Below are 19,712 nucleotides of genomic sequence, written 5' to 3' on the forward strand. Positions count from 1 at the left end.
CAACCGGCTGATCACGCATCGCTTCGCGTTCGACGACATGCTCAAGGCCTATGAGACGTTTTCGCAGGCGGCGAGCACGCACGCGTTGAAGGTCATTATCGAGACGTGATGTGGTGTTTTTGATGTTTGCGAACATCTTAAAAACGTTGATAATTTATCTTATGTAAAATTATAAAAATCCACGTGAGGCACCGTTTGCCAGGTGTTCCCGCGCCCCACGTCACTGAGCCTCCTCGAACGACGGCCTGGCGGCTGTCCGCTGCAGTTCGATTGACTTCGCTCCGGCTTTCGGATGAAACACGAATGTCGATGCGGCGAACGTTGGTCCCTGAAGAACGGCGCTTCGATACGCCAGGTATCCGTCAAGATCCACGCGGAGTAGCAAACGCACATGCGCTGCTCGAGCTTGCCTCGATGCGGCCCCATGTGACGCCTGCAGGCCAACCTCTCCCTGACCGCTCGCGCCGCGGCCCCCTTAGTAAAAGCCCTGGTCGGTTGGCTCGACGCCGCGCAGTATTATCGAGCCATATTTTCAGAACGACGTTCTATCAGATAGAACACATAGACACGTAATACACGTAACCGAAGAGTTCAGGAGAGTCCAATGTCCAGCCTGCCAATCGGAGCGACGCGCGCGTCGCTCCGGGACGATGCCGCCGCGCCCGCCACCGCGGCCGAGATCAACGCGCGCATTGACCGCCTGCCGGCCACGCGCGCCATCTGGACGCTCGTGTTCCTGCTTTCGATGGGCGGCTGGTTCGAGTTCTACGACCTGTTCTTCACGGCCTACGTCGGCCCAGGCCTCGTGAAAAGCGGTCTCTACTCGACCACCACGGCTTCGTTCTTTGGGTTCTCGGGGCTCGGTGCGTTCGTGGCGGCCTCGTTCGCGGGGCTTTTCATCGGCACGTTCTGCCTGACGAGGCTTGCCGACCGCTATGGCCGCCGCACGCTGTTTACGGCGTCACTGCTGTGGTACTCGGTGGCGACCTGCATCATGGCGCTGCAGACGAGCGCGCCCGGCATCAACCTGTGGCGGCTCATCGCCGGCATTGGCGTGGGGGTCGAGCTCGTCACCATCGACACCTACGTGAGCGAACTCGTGCCCAAGCACATGCGCGGCCGCGCGTTCGCTTTCGTGCATCTCGTGCAGTACACCGCGGTGCCGGCCGTCGCGTTGCTCGCATGGTGGTTCGTGCCGCGCGCGCCGCTCGGTTTCGATGGCTGGCGCTGGGTCGTGATGTTCGGGGCGTTCGGTGCGCTCATCGCCTGGGCGATCCGCCGCCGCGTGCCCGAGAGTGCACGCTGGCTCGCGCAGCGCGGCCGAACCGAGGAAGCCGCGCGCATTCTCGCCAGGCTCGAAGCGAAGATCGAGACGCAGTCCGGGCGCCCGCTGCCCGCGCCTGTCGTGGAACTGGCCGGCGCGCAAACCGTCAGTCAGGCGCGTTTCGCCGAAATCTGGCAACCGCCATATCGCCGCCGCACCATCACGCTGCTCGTGTTCAATCTGTTTCAGGCGATCGGCTTCTATGGCTTTGCGTCGTGGGTGCCGACCCTGCTCGTTTCCAAAGGCATCACGGTCACGCACAGCCTGCTCTACTCGTTCGTGATCGCCGCCTCGAATCCGTTCGGCCCGCTGATCGGCATGGCGATTGCCGACCGCATCGAGCGCAAGACGCTTGTCGTGCTTTCGGCGCTCGCGATCGCCGTGTGCGGCACGCTATTCGCCATGCAGACTTCCGCCGGCATGCTCATGTTCCTCGGCGTCCTGATCACGCTCGGCGGCACGCTGCTTTCCGTCGGCTATCACGCGTACCAGGTCGAGCTGTTCCCGACTCGCATGCGCGCCACGGCCGTTGGCTTCGTGTATTCGATGTCGCGCCTTTCCGCGATGTTCTCCGGCTTCATGATCGCGTTCGCGCTACGTCACTTCGGTGTGCCAGGCGTATTCGCGCTCATCACCGGCGCAATGATCGTGGTGATGGCGGCTATCGGCATCTTCGGGCCGCGCACGAAGAATCGCGCGCTCGACGACATCTCCCGCTAATCTTTTGAATACGAGACTTCAATCATGCTTCCGTTAGCCGGCGTGCGCGTCCTGGATCTGTCGAATGTGCTCGCGGGTCCGTTCTGCGCCTATCAACTCGCGCTCTTCGGCGCCGAAGTCACCAAGGTGGAACATCCTGAAGGCGGCGACCTCGCCCGGCGTCTGGGTGCCGACAAGGACGCTGCGGCGCGCAATATGGGCGCGTCGTTCGTGGCTGTGAACGCGGGCAAACGCTCGATCACGCTGAACCTGAAAGACCCGCGCGGCAAAGCCATCTTGCTCGATCTGGTGCGCCACGCCGACGTGCTCGTCGAGAACTTCCGGCCCGGCGTAATGGACCGCCTCGAACTTGGCTACGATCAGTTATCCAAAGTGAATCCGGCGCTGGTCTACTGTGCCATTTCTGGTTTCGGCGACGAAGGCGAGCTGTCGCGCCGCCCTGCTTACGACCAGATCATTCAGGGCATGTCCGGAGTCATGAGTGTGACGGGCGACGCGCAGAGCGCGCCGCTGCGCGTGGGCTATCCCGTCTCCGATACGGTGGGCGGCCTCACCGCTGCGTTCGGCATCTGCGCGGCACTCGTCGATGCGCGCGCGAGTGGCCGCGGGCGGCGCCTCGATGTTTCGATGCTCGAAGCCACGCTCGCGACCATGGGCTGGGTCGTGTCGAACTATCTAAACGCTGGCGTGGAGCCCGCGCCGATGGGTAACGAGAATTTTACGGCCGCGCCCTCGGGCACGTTCCGCACCGGCGCGGGTCTGCTCAATATCGCTGCGAATGAAACGCGCCAGTTCGAGAGCCTGTGCGAAGTCATTGGCCGCCCCGACCTGCCGCACGATGAGCGATTTTCCGCGCGCCATACGCGCAAGCAGTATCGCGAAGCGCTCAAGGCCGAGATCGAAGTCGCGCTCGCGGCAGACAGCGCGGCCAACTGGGAAACGCGTCTGCTCGAGCGCGGCGTGCCGGTGGGTCGCGTGCTCTCGGTGCCCGAAATCCTCGCCCACCCACATCTGGCCGAACGGCGCTTCATACGCGAGTTCGAGGCAGTTCAAGGCGAAGCGGCACAGCGCGTGACACGCGCGGGCCTGCGGCTCGCCGATGCCGACGCCGCACCTGCCACGCCCGCACCGACGCTTGGCGCACACACGCGCGAAACGCTTGCACAACTCGGCTACGAGGCCGCCCAAATCGACGCCCTGCACCACGACGGAGTGATCTGAACCATGTCGACGACGAACACCACCCCACCCGATCTCGCCGCCCTGTGTGCCGACTACTGGAGCACCTCGATCACCGACATTCATCCGGGCTCGATCAAGGTGCGCGGCTATCCGATCCAGGAACTGATCGGCAATGTGAGCTTCCCGCAGATGATCTGGCTGATGCTGCGCGGCGAGCTGCCCGGCGACGAGGAGGCCACGCTGCTCGAAGCCGCGCTCGTGGCCTCGGTCGATCACGGGCCGCACGCACCGTCGATCGCGATCTCGCGCATGGCCACGAGCTGTGGCCTGCCTATCAATGGCGCCATGGCATCGGCGCTCAACGCACTCGACGACGTGCACGGCGGCGCAGGCCAGCAGGCGGTCGAACTCTATGCCGACATCGCCGCGCGTATCGTGGCGGGCAGTCCGTTCGATGCGGCGGTCGAGGCAGGCGTGGACGAGTTCATCGCCGTTCATGGCAAATATCTGCCGGGCTTCGGCCATCGCTTTCATCCTGTCGATCCGCGCGCCGGGCGGCTGCTCGCGCTCGTCGATGCGCGCGTGGCGTCCGGCACGATCAAAGGCCGCTATGCGGCGATAGCGCGCGGCATCGAGGCTTTGCTGAAAAGACGCAAGGACCGGCCCGTGCCGATGAATATCGACGGCGTCACGGCAGTGATCTACGCGGAGCTGGGTTTCGCGCCGGAACTGGCGCGCGGCGTATTCTGCCTCTCGCGCGCGGTGGGCATTCTCGCGCACGCGTGGGAGCAACGCGGACGCGGCGAGCGTAACAAAGGACCCATGCCGCGCCAGATTGCCTATGCCTACACCGGCGCGCCAGAGCGGCATCTGGAGCAGTCCTGATCAATGTGCAGTGAAGGAAACCGCATGCAAGCTGCGGTCAAGCCCGCGGCGCTCCCGCTAGCTCGGTGCGGACTCAGGCGTCCTGGCGCGCACGCGCTGCATGCGCGCTTCGGGCGGCGCGCAGCACGCGCGAGTCGCCGCCGAGCGCGTCGGTAGCGCGTATCGCACAATCGAACAACGCATCGAGATGGCGCTCGATGAACGCCCCGTCGATGCGCGAACTCGGTCCGGCGAGCGTGAGCACGCCACGCAACGTCTCGTGAATGCCGAACACGGGCATGGACACGCCCGCAGTCTCACGGTCGCGCTCACCGATCGATATGCAGTAGAAGTCGCGCCGAATGCTTTCGAACGGCTCGCCCGGCTCACCGCCGAACGCGAGCAGCGCGTGCCCGCCCGAGCCGCTCTCGAGCGGCAGGACGTCCCCTTCGCGCACGTGGTGGCGCACCACATGGTGTGAATCGACGCGATGCAGGCACACGCGCACCGCGTTGTCGCGCACGTAGAACGACACGCTCTCCCCGCTCGCCGCGGCCAACTCGCGCATGAGCGGCAGCAGAATGTCGCCGATGTTGAGACTGCGCTGATAGAGTGCGCCCAGCGCGAACGTGGCGGGGCCGAGCTGATAGCGTCCGTCGTCGAGGCGCAGCAGCAGGCGATGTTGAATCAGCGCGCCGGCCAGCCGCAGCAGCGTGCTTTTATAGAGACCCGTGCGCGCCGCGAGTTCGGCGAGCGTGAGCGCGCTATCTCCGGGGCGAAACGCGAACAGGATGGCACACGCGCGGTCGATGACAGCGACGCCTTCTTCTTTCTTGACCGTACCAGCCGGATCTTGCGCGGGCATGAATAGAAAACGTGGGGATGGGGAACGCGTTCGATTTTACGCGACTTGCTGCTACCCTGGGGAGGCTCCCCACCCTCATCTTCACCGCTGTCGCCCGACGCATGCGCCCCGGCCGGCTGGGTTCACTTCACCCGCGCCACCGAGTCGCGCAATGTCACGCTAACCGGGAAGGTGCGCTCGATCGGCCACTGCGTGCCGTAGCACTGGTTGATAAGCCAGCGCACCGCGTTGCGCGTGAGTTCGGCGGTGGGAATGTGCACCGAGGTCAGCGCCGGCGCCATATAGGCGGCTGAATAGTCGTCGTCGTAGCCGATCACAGAGACGTCGTGGGGCACGCGCAACCCCGCCTGCTGCAGGCGCGCGAGCGCACTCATGGCCATCGTGTCGTTCGCGCAGAAGAGCCCGGTGAAGCGGTGTTTGCGCTCGAGGAGCGTGCCGGCCGCCACGTAGCCGCCTTCGGGCGAGAAGTCCGACACGATATGCGGCACGGTTCTGCGCTCGATGCCGTGGCGCGCCAGTTCGGCGAAAAAGCCGTGCAAACGCGCTGCATTGTCCGACGACGTGGACGGGCCGCCGATGACCGCAAGCTCGCGATGTCCGTGTTCGATGAGCGTGCGCGCAGCCATCTCGCCGCCGTGAAAGTGATCGGCGCAGAACGATGCTTCGGGCAACTGATCGAATGCGCGATTCAGGAACGCCATGCGCGGGTGCATGGCGTGCAGCATCTGCAGGTCGTCGTCGTACAGATCGTGGCTGATGACCACCACGCCGTCGCAGTCTCGCCCGATCAGGAAGCGCACGGCCTCGATCGCCTGCTCGCGCGGCGAGGCTTCGCCGCAACCCGTGGCCACTACCACGTGGCGCCGCACGGCGCGCAGTTGCGTATCCGTTTCCTTCAGGATGGTGCCGTAGTACGAGCCGAAAAAGGTCGGCACGAAAATGCCGATGATGCCGAGCGACTTCGTGGCCATCGCCCGGCCGATGGACGAAGGACGGAAATTGAGTTGCTCGATTGCGGCCTGCACGCGCGCGGCCGCCTCCGCCGACACCGGTCCGTTGCCCGATATCGCCCGCGAAGCTGTTGAAAGGCCCACGCCGGCCAGCGCCGCCACGTCTTTCAGGGTCGCCACGTTCCTGGTCTCTCTCTTGTTGTCGGTAATGTCCATCAAATTCGTGCGCCGGTTTCTTCGTCAAACAGCGAAACGTGCGCCCCGTCGATGGAGAACGGCACTGCCGCCCCACTTGCGAGTGGCGTCTTGTCCTGATCGATCGATGCGATCTGCCCCCCTTGATGCTCGATCCACAGTACACGATGATTGCCCATTGGCTCCACGAGCGTCAAGCGCCCTTCCCACGCGGCCTCGTGCGGGCGCACCGCGCCGCCCGCGCGCACGTCCTCGGGGCGCACGCCGAGCACGCAGGCGCGCGTTGGATCGGGTGTGCCCTTGAACGCGTAAGCCGAAACGTCCACGTCGAGGCCCTGCCCGCGAAAGCACAGCCGGCCTTCGTCGGCTTCGAGCCTGCCTCGCAGCAGGTTCATCGGCGGCGCGCCGAGAAAGGTCGCGACGAACAGGTTCTCGGGGCGCGCGTAGACTTCTGCCGGTGTGCCGAACTGCTGGATCGCCCCGCCCTTCATCACCGCCATGCGCGTGGCGAGCGTCATCGCTTCAACCTGGTCGTGCGTCACGTAGATCATCGTCGCTCCGAGTTGCTGGTGCAACTGCTTGAGCTCGCGGCGCAACTCGGTGCGCAACTTGGCGTCGAGGTTCGAGAGCGGCTCGTCAAACAGGAACACGTCTGCCTCGCGCACGAGCGCGCGTCCGATCGCCACGCGCTGGCGCTGGCCGCCCGAGAGCTGCGCGGGCTTGCGCGAAAGCAGCGGTCCGAGCTGCAGCATGTCGGCGGCGCGCTTCACGCGGCGGTCGATCTCCGCTTTGGGCGTGCCGTTGATACGGAGTGCGAACGAGAGATTGCGCTCCACGTTCATGGTCGGATAGAGCGCGTACGACTGGAACACGAGCGCCACGCCCCGATCCTTCGGGTCGGCCCATGTCATGTCCTCTCCGCCGATCTCGATGCTGCCGTCGGTCACGTCGACGAGGCCCGCAATGCTATGCAGCAGCGTGGACTTGCCGCAGCCCGACGGCCCGAGCAGCACGACGAACTCACCTGCGCGCACGTCGAGATCGAGTTCGTCGATCACCGTGTTCGCGCCGAGGTCGATGCGCAGATTGCGTACGGAAACGTTCGTGAGATTGCCCATGCCCTGCTCCTAGCCTTTCACCGCGCCCGAGGCGATGCCGCGGACGAACCAGCGCCCGGAAATGAAATAGATTGCGAGCGGCACGGCCGACGTGAGAATCGTCGCGGCCATGTTGACGTTGTAGATACGCTCGCCGGTCGTCGTGTTGATGATGTTGTTCAGTTGAACCGTCATCGGCAGATTCTTCGTGCCCGCGAACACGAGGCCGAGAATGTAGTCGTTCCAGATGCCGGTGACCTGCATGATGATTGCCACGACGATGATGGGCACCGACATGGGCAGCATGAGTTGCAGGAAAATACGCCAGAACCCGCCGCCGTCGATGCGCGCGGCCTTGAACAGTTCCTGCGGCAAAGACGCATAGTAGTTGCGGAACAGGAGGGTCATGACCGGCATGCCGAAGATCGTGTGGATCAGCACGATGCCGGGCAGCGAGCTGAAGAGATGCACGAAGGCCAGCACGCGCACGAGCGGATACACCATCACCTGCACGGGAATGAAGGCGCCCGCGAGCAGAATGCCGAACAGCACGCCCGCACCGCGTGGCCGCCAGAACGACAGTGCATAACCGTTCACCGCGCCCACGGCGATCGAGAGCACGGTACTCGGCACGACGATACGCACCGAATTCCAGAAGCCCACCTGAATGCCGTCGCAGTCGAGGCCCGTACAGGCGGAGGACCACGCATCACGCCACGGCGCGAGCGTAAATTGCGCCGGCAGTGCGAGCAGATGACCGAGACGGATCTCACTCATCGGCTTCACCGAGGTCACGACCATCACGTACAGCGGCAGCAGGAAAAAGAGCGCCGCCGTTAGCAGAAACGCGTAGACGCCGAGACGCGCGGGCGTGAAATGCTTGCGGGGCTTGCGCCTCGATTGCGCCGCACGCGTTTGGGTGGGCGCGGGACGCAGCGAGTCGGCCACAGGCGTGCTCATGCGCGGTCTCCTTTGAGCGCTGCGCGACTGCGCGCGTAGAAGAACGGCGCAAGAATCGCGAGCACGGTAGCGAGCAGCACGATCGACGCTGCCGAAGCCAGCCCGATGTTCGCGCGGTTGAACAGGTAATCCATGATGAATTTCGCGGGCACTTCGCTCGCGGTGCCAGGACCGCCCTGGGTCATCGCGACCACGGCGTCGTAGAGCTTCACCACCATCACGAAGAGCAGCACGAACGCGGTGGAGAGCGAAGTCTTGAGCATCGGCACGACAATGCTCGCGTACACGCGCCAGCGCGGAATGCCGTCGAGGCGCGCGGCCTTCCAGATCTCGTCGTCGATGCCGCGCAGCCCCGCGAGCAGGAGCGCCATCACGAGGCCCGAGGCCTGCCACACCGTGGCGATCACGAGCGTGTAGATCGCAAAGCGCTGCGTGACGATCCAGTCGAAGCGCGCATGCTCGAAGCCCATCTGCCGCAATACGGCCTGCACGCCGAGTTCCGGATTGAGGATCCACTGCCACACCAGACCCGTTGCGACGAACGACATCGCGTAGGGGTAAAGAAACACCGTGCGTAGCGCACCTTCCGCGACGACGCGCTGGTCGATGAAGATCGCAAGCAGAAGCCCGATCACGAGGCACGCCACGATAAAGCACGCGCCGTAGATCACGAGATTCTGCAGCGACAAGATCCAGCGGTCGTTCTGGAAGAGCCGCACATACTGCGTCACGCCCGCGAACGTGTTGGTCGGCAGCGAGCGCGAGAAGCTGAGCGAGACGCGCGCTGTGAACAACATGGTGCCCAGATACGCGAACAGGACCGTCGCCGCCATGGGCGCGAGCGCGATCCAGGCGGCGAGCGAGAGCCGCCGTCGCACGGGACGTACGCTACGCGCTTGCCCCGTTTGACGTTTGGCCGGATGCAGCTTGGCGGCGTACATGATTGCGCTCAGCTCTTGATTGCGGACGCGAAAGCCTTCTGCGCGTCTTCGGCCGACTGGTTCTTGTTCCAGAAGTTCGTGATGACGTCCTGGAGCGCGCCCTGGACATCAGGCGGAATCAGCATTTCCGGATTCGGCAGTTGCCGCGACTTGTCCTTCATGATCGCCATGCCCTCCTTCGCGCAGATGTCGAAGCCCGAGGTGTCCACGTCCGGGCGGATCGGGATCGAGCCCTTGCGCTGGTTGAACGCTGCCTGCGGTCCCGGCGACGTCATGACTGTCGCCAGCAGTTGCTGTGCCTTGACCTGCTCGGCGTTGTCGGTTTTCGGGAACACGAACACGTCGCCCGCGATCATGTACGGCGAATTCTTGAAACCGGGAAAGCATCCGAAGTCCTTGCCCGCCACCTGGTTCGCCGCCGAGAACTCGCCCTTGGCCCAGTCGCCCATGATCTGCATGCCCGCCTTGCCGGAAATGACGAGCGCCGTGGCGTCGTTCCAGTTGCGGCCCGGCGAGCCCGGGTCGACATAATTATGCAACCGCTTGAAGGTCGTGAGCACGTTGCGGAACGCAGGCGAATTCACGGCGTTCGCGTCGCGGTCGCGGTAGACCTTCATGTAGAGATCGCGGTCCATGTCGGCGAAGATCGCGTCGAAGGTGATCTTCTCCTGCCACGCCTGGCCGCCCAGCGCGAGCGGAATCAGGCCAGCCGCCTTGAGCTTGTCGAGATCGGCGAAAAGCTCGTCGAAATTCTGCGGTTCACCCTTGATGCCGGCCTTCGCGAAAGCGGGCTTCGAATAGAAGAACCAGTCCTGCATGTGGATGTTCACGGGCGTCGCATAGTAATGCCCGTTGATGCGGATCGCATTGACGATCGACTCGGGGAAAGTTCCGCCCCAGTTCTCCTTCGTCGCGACCGCATCGACATTGTTCAGGAGTCCCTGGTCGATAAGATCGTGAAACTGCTTGGACGTGTTGAACTGCGCGGCGGTGGGCGGATCGCCGCCCACGATGCGGTTGATTGCCGTTGCACGCGCCTGGTCCGCACCGGCGATCGCATTGTCCACCCACTTGCCACCCGCCTGATCGTAGGCAAGCGCGAACTGCTTGATCGCGGCAGACTCGCCGCCCGAGGTCCACCAGTGAATCACGTTGGCTTTGAGCGGCTCCGCGGCGTTGGCCGCGAGCGCGCCGGCCAGCGCGAGAGCGGCCACGATGCCGCGCAGAACGGGTGCGTTATGCTTCATTGCGTCTCCTGTCGATCCGGAGCGGGCGCGCCGCGCTTGAACCGGTCCCGCGCAGGGCTCCGGTTGCTCCGGGTTGGTCTGCAAAAGCTTATGGTTGGAAGTTTCGCGGCCACGGCGCGTCTTGCGGCATGCCCGAGCGTCGCATGCCATGCCGTGGTTGTCACGCTAGTTGTTGCCCTTGCCCGGGAACCCTGTCGAACACCCTGAAGCGTTTTCAAGCACCTTCGAGCGCGCGCCGCTGCGCGATGAAATGCGCGATGAGTTCCGCGCTGCGCTTGGGCGTGCGAACCTGCGTGTCGTAGTCGACATGCACGACGCCAAAACGCCGCTCGTAGCCGAACGCCCATTCGAAGTTGTCGAGCAGCGACCACACGAAATAGCCGCGCACGTCCACACCGGCCTTGATTGCGGCGTCCACGGCGGCCAGGTGGCGCTTGAGGAACGAGATGCGTTGCGTGTCGTTCACCTCGCCGTCGCTCACGCGGTCGTCCGACGCCATGCCGTTCTCGGTGATATAGATGGGCGGCAGGTTCTCATAGTTGCGCCCGAAACCGATCAGCAGGTCGCGCAGACCGTCGGGGTGAACCTCCCACCCCATTTGCGTGCGCTCGACGTCCTTCAGCGGCACTTCGACAAAGCCGTGCGCGCCGTCGCTCTTCACGTTGGTGCGGAAGTAATAGTTGATGCCGAGGAAATCGAGCGGCGCCGAGATCGTCTTCATGTCGCCTTCGAGCACGAGCGGCTCGGTGCCCGGCCACAACTCGAACAGCTCTTCCGGGTACGCGCCCTTGAGGAGCGGATCGAGAATCCACGCGTTGTGCTGCACTTCGAAGCGGCGCGCGGCGCGCACATCTTCCGGCGACGAGGAATCGGGTGTGCCGCGCCCCACGTTCGCGACGATCCCCTTGGTCGAGCCCGGGTCGTTCGCGCGCAGCACGTTGGTGGCAAGTCCATGGCCGAGCAGCAGGTGATGCATGGCCTGCGTGGCGTAGCGGCCGTTCGCAAGGCCCGGCGCGTGATGGCCGTTGCCGTAGCCGAGGTACGCCGAGCACCACGGCTCGTTGAGCGTCATCCATGCGTCGACGAGGCCGGAGAGTTCGCGGCTCATGAGGTCCGCGTAGTCGGCGAAGCGGTACGCCGTGTCACGGTTGAGCCAGCCACCGCGATCTTCCAGGTGCTGCGGCAGGTCCCAGTGGTAGAGCGTGGCGAAGGTGCGCACGCCCTTCTCCTTCAGGCGTTCCAGCAAACGCTTGTAGAACGCGATGCCTTTGGCATTGGGCCGTCCCGCCTCGTCCATCACGCGCGGCCATGCAATCGAAAAGCGATACGCCTCGAAGTTCAGGCTTTCGAGCAGGTCGAGATCGGCCTCCCAGCGGTGATAGTGGTCGCAGGCCACGGCGCCCGTGTCGCCGGCGAGCACTTTGCCAGGCGTTGCGCTGAACGTGTCCCAGATCGACGGCAGGCGGCCGTCCTCGTGGATCGCGCCTTCGATCTGATACGAAGCCGTGGCCGCGCCCAAAAGGAAGTCGCTGCGCCACAGTGCGGAGCTGGCGGGCGGAGTGAACGGATCGTCGGCGACTGCGGCGTCGGCATGCGGCAATGCGGTGTCCTGATTCACGAAATCTCCTGCGCGGGAATCACCGGCGTATGCATTCTGGGCAGCCGGATCGGGTTGGAGTGGAAGCGCTTCCACAGCGCTTGAGGCGCACAATAACAGTGGCCAAATCCAACGGACAATCGGGGTTTTTCTGGACGTTATTATGTAGCTGCTTCACACGTTTTTTCCACTACAGGGCTTTCTGGCTTGTAGCATGGCTACACGAGCGTCACGCATCCGCGCGCGACGCCAGATCGGGACGCACCGCCGCGAGCGCTTCGTGCAGCGTCGGGAAGATGTTCGCACGCCCCAGCACGGGGGTGATGCCGTGCCGATCCATGTCCGAGAGCAAGTAGCGGTTCACGCGGCCGAAAATCACCTTCACGCCTCGCTCCGCGAGCGCCGAGCAAAGATCGATCACGGCGCGGCCCGCGGAATAATCGAGATCGGTGATCGCACCCGCATCCACAACCACGCAATGCACCGGCGACGGCGCCCGATCGATCAGCGCGCGCAGTTCATCGACGAACAGGTGGTCGTTCGCATAGAACAGGTCCGCGCCGAAGCGATAGACGATCAACCCAGGCGCCGTGATCTGGCCGGCTTGCGCGGGTTCGGGCAGCCAGTGCCCCTCCTCGTTCGGAACGAGCACCATCGTATGCGGCCGGTAGCTATGGCGCACGTGACGCAGCAACGACAGGCCGATCGCGATGAGGATGCCGTTCTCCACGCCGATCACGACAACGCCAAGCGCCGTGATCACCGCAAGCCGGAATTCGCCGGGGCTTTCGCGGCGAATATCGATGAGCTGGCGAATGTTCACGAGCCCCACGGCAATCGTGAAGACGATCGCGGCCAGCACGCAGTGCGGCAGGTACTGCAGCAGGCGGCTGAAGAACAGCAACACGACGAGCACGACGCCTGCAAACACGAGTTGCGCGAACTGGCTGCGCGCGCCGGCCTGATCGGCCATGGCAGTCTGCGTGAGGCTGCCGTTCACGACGAAAGCGCCGCTCAGCGAAGCCGCCGCATTGGCCGCTGCGAGGCCGAGGAGATTGGCGTCCTCGTCGGTGCGCTCGCCGTAGCGCTCGGCAAACGCGCGGCTCGTGGCGGCGCTTTGCGCGACGATGATGACGAAGCACGACGCGGCCACCTGCAGCAGGTCGATCATCTGGAACCAGCCCACGGCGGGAAAGCTGATATGCGGCAAGCCGCCCTGCACCGGGCCGATCACGGAAATGCCATGACCCGCGAAGTTCAGTACGGCGCTCGCCGCGATGCTTCCCACCACCGCGACGAGCGGCACGGGCCAGCGCGGGCGCAACTTCTTGAAAACCAGGATCGCGGCCACGACGGCCACGGCGATGGCGAGCGTCGCCCAGTGAATCGTGCCCAATTGCGTCACGATCTGCTTGATCTGCAGGACCGTGCGGCGCGAATTGACAGTAATGCCAAGCATGTCGCCGAGCATGGCCACCCCCACCTGCACGCCCACACCTGTGAGAAAGCCGGCGAGCACGGTGCGGGACAAAAAATCCGCGAGAAAGCCGAGACGGAACACGCGTGCAATCAACAACAGCACGGCCGTGAGCAAGGCGGTCATGCCCGCGAGTGCGACGTATTCATCGCTCGAAGGCGCCGCCATGGTCGTAAGGCGGCTCGCGAAAATGGTGGCCGTGGCGGAGTCGGCGGCGACGACGAGGTGACGCGACGCGCCAAAGAGCGCGAATGCAACGAGCGGTAAAAAGCCCGTGTACAAACCGGTGACGGCAGGCATGCCCGCGATGCGCGCGTAGCCAAGCAGTTGCGGCACGTTCATCGAGGCGAGCTGCACACCGGCAAGCGCGTCGCGCAATGCCGACGCGCGAGAAAGCGGCCGTACGCCGCGAAACAGTTCAAACGCCATACGCCATCCTTTCGAAATCCGCCTCTACGTGCGGTGTTTTTTGCTGCGGGTTCACTGGCGCAGTATGTTAGCGCGCGTGGACGTTCCGGGACGTGTTCGATTGCAACGTCGTTGCACGCGCATCAATGAAAGAGGCCAGCCCGCAGGCTGGCCTCATGACTTATACGCGCAATCGCGTAACGCAGCGAGATGGCTATACCCGAATCGGCGGCGGCATATAGCGGCATTCATAGCGTTTTCGGACCGTGCCGTTTTCGTCCACGCTTTCGAGGAACACGTCGAACTGCCAGAGGCGCGCCATGTGGCGGAGCACTTCGTCGGTGTCGCCCGAAAGATGGCGGTTATCGCTCATGAAGTGACGCAGCGTGAGGCTGCGATCGCCGCGCGTGTTGACCGACCACACCTGGATGTTCGGCTCGCGGTGATGCATGTCGTACTGACGCGAAAGCGCCTGGCGCACGTACTGATAGCCACTGTCGTCGTGGATGGCCGAGACTTCGAGCGCGTCGCGCATGTCGTCGTCGAGCACCGAGAAGAGCCGCATTTCACGGATCAGATGCGGCGACAGATACTGTGCCACGAAACTCTCGTCCTTGAAGTTGCGCATGGCATAGTGCAGCGCCTTAAGCCACGGACTGCCGGCCAGTTCCGGAAACCACTTGCGGTCCTCCTCCGTGGGGTTCTCGCAGATGCGGCGAATGTCGCTCATCATCGAAAATCCGAGCGCATATGGGTTGATGCCGCTGTAATACGGCTTCGTCACGGGCGGCTGATAGATCACGTTGCTGTGCGAATGGAGGAACTCCATCATGAAGCCGTCTTCGAGCTTACCCTGCGTATAGAGCGTGTTGAGCAGCGTGTAATGCCAGAACGTGGCCCAGCCTTCGTTCATGACCTGGGTTTGCCGCTGCGGGTAGAAGTACTGCCCGATCTTGCGCACGATGCGGATGACTTCCCGCTCCCACGGCTCGAGCAGCGGCGCGTTCTTTTCGGCGAAGTACAGCAGGTTTTCCTGCGGCTCCGGCGGAAAGCGTTCGTCGAATTCCTCGGCAACGGGCATTTGCTGCTTGGGCAACGTGCGCCACAGCTCATTGACCTGGGACTGCAGATAAGCCTCGCGTTCCCGGCGCAGTGCTGCCTCGCGTTCGAGAGAAAGCTTCTGCGGCCGTTTATAGCGATCCACGCCGTAATTCATCAGTGCGTGGCACGAGTCGAGCAACTCTTCCACGCGGTCCAGACCAAAACGCTCCTCGCATTCGGCGATGTAATTCTTCGCGTAGACGAGGTAGTCGATGATGGCGTGCGCGTCTGTCCATAACCGGAACAGATAGTTGCCCTTGAAGAACGAGTTGTGCCCGTACGCGGCATGCGCGATCACGAGCGCCTGCATCGTCATGGTGTTCTCTTCCATGAGATACGCAATGCAGGGATTGGAGTTGATGACGATCTCGTACGCGAGACCCATCTGGCCGCGGCGATAACTCTTTTCGGTGGAGAGAAAGTGCTTGCCGAACGACCAGTGGCGATAGTTCACCGGCATGCCGACGGACGCATAGGCGTCCATCATCTGCTCGGCGCTGATCAGTTCAAGCTGGATGGGATAGACGTCCAGTTCATATTGCTCTGCAACATGAGAGATATGTGTGTCGTACTCCTCGATAAGTTCGAAGGTCCAGTCGGAGGGGCACGGCAACGGCCGTTTGTCGGCTACGTTCATTTGCACTTCCCTTTGCTGGGCGAGCCCATGCTCCTTGTGGCGAGCAGCCCCGGCGGCAGTTCCGGGCGCTTCGGCGTCTTCGTGATGATCGGGCTTGCGCTCGTCACCGTGTTCGCCATGATGCCCTTTTTCGTGGCCGCTCGTCTTCCGGCGCTCCGGCTGGTAGCCGCGCGCCTCATTGTGCAGGTGGCGTGTCGTCATGAGTGCTCCACCTGCTTTTCGAAAAGCTCCCGGAACACCGGGTAGATGTCCGCCGCGGTGTCGACTTTTTTCATCGCCAGATGCGGTTCGGTGAGTGCGAGCTGCGCGTATTCAAGCCAGAGGTTCTGCTCCTCGGGTGTCACCTGAATATACGCAAAATAGCGCACCTGAGGCAGTATGTCATCCGCAAGAATCTTGCGGCATTTGGGTGAATCGTCAGTCCAATTGTCGCCGTCTGAAGCCTGTGCGCCATAGATATTCCAGTCGCTCGGCGAATAACGGTCCTCGATCACTTTTTTCATCAGCTCCAGCGCGCTCGACACAACCGTGCCGCCGCTTTCGGTGGAATGAAAGAAGGTGTCCTCGTCGACTTCCTCGGCGCGCGTGTGGTGGCGAATGAAGACCACCTCGATCTTTTCGTAATTGCGCTTGAGGAACAGGTACAGGAGGATGAAGAAGCGCTTGGACAGGTCCTTGCGCTGCTCGTCCATCGAGCCCGACACGTCCATCAGGCAGAACATCACAGCCTGGCTCGACGGTTGCGGCTGCTTCACGCGATTCACGTAACGCAGATCGAACGGGTCGATGAACGGAATGCGCCAGATGCGCCCGCGCAGGTGATGAATCTGCTCTTCGAGCAACGCGATCTCTTCGCGCCGGTCGGCCGGGTCGGCCTTGAGCGCTTCGAGTTGCTCTTCGAGATCGTGCAGTTCGTTGACGAGCGGCGCGCCGAGCGCGATGCGCCGGCCGAGCGCGCTGCGCAACGACCGGACGACGTCGATGTTGTTCGGCGTGCCCTCGGCGGCCCAGCCCGCGCGGATGCTCTTCCACGTAGGCACGGCCATGAGATGGGTTTTGACGAGGCGCGGCAGTTCGAGGTCGTCGAAGAAGTACTGCATGAATTCTTCGCGCGAGAGTTCGAACACGAAGTCGTCCTGACCTTCGCCCTCGTTGCTCGCCTGGCTGCCGCCACCGCCTCCGCCGCCCTGTGGGCGCGGAATGCGGTCGCCGCGAATGTAGTCCTCGTTGCCTGGGTGAACCATTTCACGCTTGCCGCCAGGGCCGTGCCGGAACGACGGCTCCGCAATGTCCTTGCGCGGAATGGTGATGCTCTGGTTACTCTGTATGTCCTTGATGCTGCGGTCACGCACCGCTTCCGAGACGGCGTGACGAATATAGTTCTTCACACGGCGCAAAAAGCGCTCGCGATTGGCAATACTCTTGTTCTTTCCGGCCAGCCTGCGGTCGATGATTTGATGAAGCACATCCAGTCTCCCGCTCCAGTTTCGAATGGGCGAGGTGCGCAGTGTTCATTGCCGCGTCCGCCATCGTGCGTGCCGCGTTCACCCGCTCATGGCCACGCCGCCTGCGCCCCGCCGGGGGTCCTCTTGCGCCGCCGCAAACCCGCGGCGGCACACTCGGACGGTAAAGCCTCTTCGTTCACGACGACTTGCGCACGCGCAGATACCAGTCGCAGAGCAACCGGACCTGCTTCGGCGTATAGCCCTTCGCCACCATACGGTTGACGAAGTCCTCGTGCTTGCGCTGCTCTTCCGCCGATCCTTTCGCATTGAACGAGATGACCGGCAAAAGTTCTTCCGTGTTCGAGAACATTTTCTTTTCGATCACCACGCGCAGCTTCTCGTAGCTGATCCACGCCGGGTTCTTGCCGGCATTGGCCGCACGCGCACGCAGCACGAAGTTCACGATCTCGTTGCGGAAGTCCTTCGGGTTGCTGATGCCCGCCGGCTTCTCGATCTTCTCGAGCTCGGCGTTCAACGCCGCACGGTCGAAGCTCTCGCCCGTGTCGTGGTCGCGGAACTCCTGATCCTGAATCCAGAAGTCAGCGTACGTGACATAGCGGTCGAAGATGTTCTGCCCGTACTCGGAATACGACTCGAGGTAAGCGGTCTGAATCTCCTTGCCGATGAACTCCGCATAACGCGAGGCCAGCACGTCCTTCACGAACGACAGGTACTTCTGCTCGGTTTCCGGCGGGAACTGCTCACGCTCGATCTGCTGTTCGAGCACGTACATGAGATGCACCGGATTCGCGGCCACTTCGGTTGAGTCGAAGTTGAACACGCGCGAGAGGATCTTGAACGCAAAGCGCGTGGAGACCCCGTTCATGCCTTCGTCGACACCCGCAAAATCGCGGTACTCCTGATACGACTTTGCTTTTGGATCGGTGTCCTTGAGGTTCTCGCCGTCGTACACCTGCATCTTCGAAAAGAGGCTGGAATTCTCCGGCTCCTGCAAGCGCGTGAGCACCGACATCTGCGCCATCATCTTCAGCGTGCCCGGCGCGCACACGGCCTCGGCCAGCGACGAATTGCGCAGCAGCTTCTCGTAGATCTTCATCTCTTCCGAGTAGCGCAGGCAGTACGGCACCTTCACCACGAAGATACGATCGAGCAGTGCCTCGTTGTTGCGGTTGTTGCGGAACGCCTTCCACTCCGACTCGTTCGAGTGCGCGAGGATGATGCCGTTGAACGGGATCGCGCCGAATCCTTCGGTGCCCTTGAAGTTGCCTTCCTGGGTGGCCGTGAGCAGCGGGTGCAGCACCTTGATCGGCGCCTTGAACATTTCGACGAATTCGAGCAAGCCCTGATTCGCGAGACACAGGCCGCCGGAGTAGCTGTACGCGTCTGCGTCATCCTGTGCATATTGCTCGAGCTTGCGAATGTCCACCTTGCCGACGAGTGACGAGATGTCCTGATTGTTCTCGTCGCCAGGCTCGGTCTTCGCGATGCCGATTTGCCGCAGGATGGAGGGGAAGCGGCGCACCACGCGGAACTTGCGGATGTCGCCGTTATATTCGTGCAGGCGCTTGACCGCCCATGGGCTCAGAATGCTCCTCAGGTAACGGCGTGGGATGCCGTATTGCTCTTCGAGTATTGGACCGTCTTCGTCGTAGTCGAAAAGCCCTAGCGGAGATTCGTTCACGGGCGAGCCCTTGATCGAATAGAACGGCACGCGCTCCATGAGCTGCTTCAGACGCTCGGCGATGGAGGACTTGCCACCCCCGACCGGACCGAGCAGATAGAGAATCTGCTTCTTCTCTTCGAGTCCTTGCGCCGCATGGCGGAAGTACGCGACGACCTGCTCGATCACGTCTTCCATGCCATAGAACTCGCGGAATGCGGGATACACCTTGATGACCTTGTTCGCAAAGATGCGCGACAGGCGCGGATCGTTGCGGGTGTCGATCTGTTCGGGTTCGCCGATTGCCGTCAGCATGCGTTCGCCAGCCGTGGCGTACGCATTGGGATCTTCCTTGCAGAGCGCGAGATACTCCTCGAGCGAGAACTCCTCCTCTCGCGTTTTTTCGAAGCGGGTCGCGAAGCTGCTGTAGATATCCATGCTACCTCCTCGCCGAGATCTGCGACCGATGTCGTGCGCGGCGCGCTATTCGGAAACGACATCGCTCAAATTCATCCTAAACCCTTTTGAAATTTTTCGCACCGTTAAATCGCGCCGGATGTGCCCTCGAAAGCTAAGCATTTTTGAGCGCTTGGAGGGCGCCAGACAACGACTTACAATGATCTTCCCCATTGGTGCAAATTTCAGACCGGGGTCACGCTCCGTCTCACATGCTGTGCCCGCGTCTTGCCCAAATCTCTCGCGCTGAGCGGTCGCAGCAACCCGTCCTCTTACCCGACATTCGACCGGTTTTCGCCTTGTTTCCCGGCCGGTCCGGCGTTACGGCATACGCAGCGCCTCTTCATCAAACGCACCAGCGAAGCGCCGGTGCACAGCCACTCGTTACGATTTGTTCGCGCGCCCACATGGCGCGCTCGTATTGCGCACTGCCGCGCCATTGTTGTGAGCACGCGTCAATGCGATTTTTTTCCCGTTTTACGCGTCGAATTCGCCAGCGTCAGTGACCTGCCGCGCATTCTTGCGCGTATGCGAGCCGGCGTTGACAAGCCCTGTTGACAGTAGT

Annotated in this window: 14 protein-coding genes; 3 read left to right on the forward strand and 11 right to left on the reverse strand. The window is 62.9% G+C overall.

Features of this window, described 5'->3' with window-relative positions:
* Window positions 1-619: 619 nt before the first annotated feature.
* From U5A58_RS11345 to U5A58_RS11355, 3 genes are read left to right on the forward strand one after another with little or no spacing between them, the layout of a single operon-like run.
* Window positions 620-2,044, forward strand: coding sequence for an MFS transporter (locus U5A58_RS11345; RefSeq protein WP_321961737.1), 1,425 nt, complete (start codon window positions 620-622; stop codon window positions 2,042-2,044).
* Window positions 2,045-2,065: 21 nt separating this feature from the next.
* The gene (locus U5A58_RS11350) at window positions 2,066-3,265 is read left to right on the forward strand and encodes a CoA transferase (RefSeq protein ID WP_321961738.1); all 1,200 of its coding nucleotides are present in this window, start codon (window positions 2,066-2,068) and stop codon (window positions 3,263-3,265) included.
* 3 nt (window positions 3,266-3,268) lie between these two features.
* Window positions 3,269-4,111: a citryl-CoA lyase gene (locus U5A58_RS11355; protein WP_321908598.1), complete on the forward strand. Its 843-nt coding sequence runs from the start codon at window positions 3,269-3,271 to the stop codon at window positions 4,109-4,111.
* Between the two features lie 73 nt (window positions 4,112-4,184).
* On the opposite strand, the gene U5A58_RS11360 is transcribed toward U5A58_RS11355, so the two are convergent.
* From U5A58_RS11360 to U5A58_RS11410, 11 genes are all read right to left on the reverse strand, one after another.
* The gene (locus tag U5A58_RS11360) at window positions 4,185-4,955 is read right to left on the reverse strand and encodes an IclR family transcriptional regulator (RefSeq protein ID WP_321961530.1); all 771 of its coding nucleotides are present in this window, start codon (window positions 4,953-4,955) and stop codon (window positions 4,185-4,187) included.
* Between the two features lie 122 nt (window positions 4,956-5,077).
* A complete protein-coding gene (locus U5A58_RS11365) occupies window positions 5,078-6,085 on the reverse strand; it encodes a substrate-binding domain-containing protein (protein ID WP_199272081.1) in 1,008 nt (335 codons plus the stop codon).
* Between the two features lie 35 nt (window positions 6,086-6,120).
* On the reverse strand, window positions 6,121-7,218 hold the full coding sequence (locus tag U5A58_RS11370; protein WP_321961531.1) for an ABC transporter ATP-binding protein: 1,098 nt from the start codon (window positions 7,216-7,218) through the stop codon (window positions 6,121-6,123).
* 9 nt (window positions 7,219-7,227) lie between these two features.
* Window positions 7,228-8,157, reverse strand: a complete 930-nt coding sequence (locus U5A58_RS11375; protein WP_321961532.1) for a carbohydrate ABC transporter permease — start codon at window positions 8,155-8,157, stop codon at window positions 7,228-7,230.
* A complete protein-coding gene (locus U5A58_RS11380; protein ID WP_321961533.1) occupies window positions 8,154-9,098 on the reverse strand; it encodes a sugar ABC transporter permease in 945 nt (314 codons plus the stop codon). Before U5A58_RS11380 ends, U5A58_RS11375 begins: the two co-directional genes overlap by 4 nt.
* Before the next feature lie 8 nt (window positions 9,099-9,106).
* The gene (locus U5A58_RS11385; protein ID WP_321908606.1) at window positions 9,107-10,345 is read right to left on the reverse strand and encodes an ABC transporter substrate-binding protein; all 1,239 of its coding nucleotides are present in this window, start codon (window positions 10,343-10,345) and stop codon (window positions 9,107-9,109) included.
* Between the two features lie 214 nt (window positions 10,346-10,559).
* Window positions 10,560-11,963: a GH1 family beta-glucosidase gene (locus U5A58_RS11390; RefSeq protein ID WP_321934812.1), complete on the reverse strand. Its 1,404-nt coding sequence runs from the start codon at window positions 11,961-11,963 to the stop codon at window positions 10,560-10,562.
* Window positions 11,964-12,171: 208 nt separating this feature from the next.
* Window positions 12,172-13,848, reverse strand: coding sequence for a SulP family inorganic anion transporter (locus U5A58_RS11395; protein WP_321961534.1), 1,677 nt, complete (start codon window positions 13,846-13,848; stop codon window positions 12,172-12,174).
* A gap of 193 nt (window positions 13,849-14,041) precedes the next feature.
* Window positions 14,042-15,766 carry a SpoVR family protein gene (locus U5A58_RS11400; protein ID WP_321961535.1) on the reverse strand — a complete coding sequence of 575 codons (1,725 nt, stop codon included), beginning with the start codon at window positions 15,764-15,766 and terminating at the stop codon, window positions 14,042-14,044.
* Complete coding sequence (locus tag U5A58_RS11405; RefSeq protein ID WP_321908613.1) at window positions 15,763-17,031, reverse strand: YeaH/YhbH family protein; 1,269 nt, start codon at window positions 17,029-17,031, stop codon at window positions 15,763-15,765. Before U5A58_RS11405 ends, U5A58_RS11400 begins: the two co-directional genes overlap by 4 nt.
* 175 nt (window positions 17,032-17,206) lie before the next feature.
* The gene (locus U5A58_RS11410) at window positions 17,207-19,129 is read right to left on the reverse strand and encodes a PrkA family serine protein kinase (protein ID WP_069265701.1); all 1,923 of its coding nucleotides are present in this window, start codon (window positions 19,127-19,129) and stop codon (window positions 17,207-17,209) included.
* Between the last annotated feature and the right edge of the window lie 583 nt (window positions 19,130-19,712).

The organism is Paraburkholderia sp. J7, from assembly GCF_905220155.1.
GTDB lineage: Bacteria > Pseudomonadota > Gammaproteobacteria > Burkholderiales > Burkholderiaceae > Paraburkholderia.

Bases quoted from the DNA above. Each gene is read 5' to 3' on its own strand.
- U5A58_RS11400 (WP_321961535.1), bottom strand. From the start codon at position 15,766: ATGACGACACGCCACCTGCACAATGAGGCGCGCGGCTACCAGCCGGAG.
- U5A58_RS11380 (WP_321961533.1), bottom strand. From the start codon at position 9,098: ATGTACGCCGCCAAGCTGCATCCGGCCAAACGTCAAACGGGGCAAGCG.
- U5A58_RS11360 (WP_321961530.1), bottom strand. From the start codon at position 4,955: ATGCCCGCGCAAGATCCGGCTGGTACGGTCAAGAAAGAAGAAGGCGTC.
- U5A58_RS11355 (WP_321908598.1), top strand. From the start codon at position 3,269: ATGTCGACGACGAACACCACCCCACCCGATCTCGCCGCCCTGTGTGCC.
- U5A58_RS11410 (WP_069265701.1), bottom strand. From the start codon at position 19,129: ATGGATATCTACAGCAGCTTCGCGACCCGCTTCGAAAAAACGCGAGAG.
- U5A58_RS11375 (WP_321961532.1), bottom strand. From the start codon at position 8,157: ATGAGCACGCCTGTGGCCGACTCGCTGCGTCCCGCGCCCACCCAAACG.
- U5A58_RS11395 (WP_321961534.1), bottom strand. From the start codon at position 13,848: ATGGCGTTTGAACTGTTTCGCGGCGTACGGCCGCTTTCTCGCGCGTCG.
- U5A58_RS11370 (WP_321961531.1), bottom strand. From the start codon at position 7,218: ATGGGCAATCTCACGAACGTTTCCGTACGCAATCTGCGCATCGACCTC.
- U5A58_RS11385 (WP_321908606.1), bottom strand. From the start codon at position 10,345: ATGAAGCATAACGCACCCGTTCTGCGCGGCATCGTGGCCGCTCTCGCG.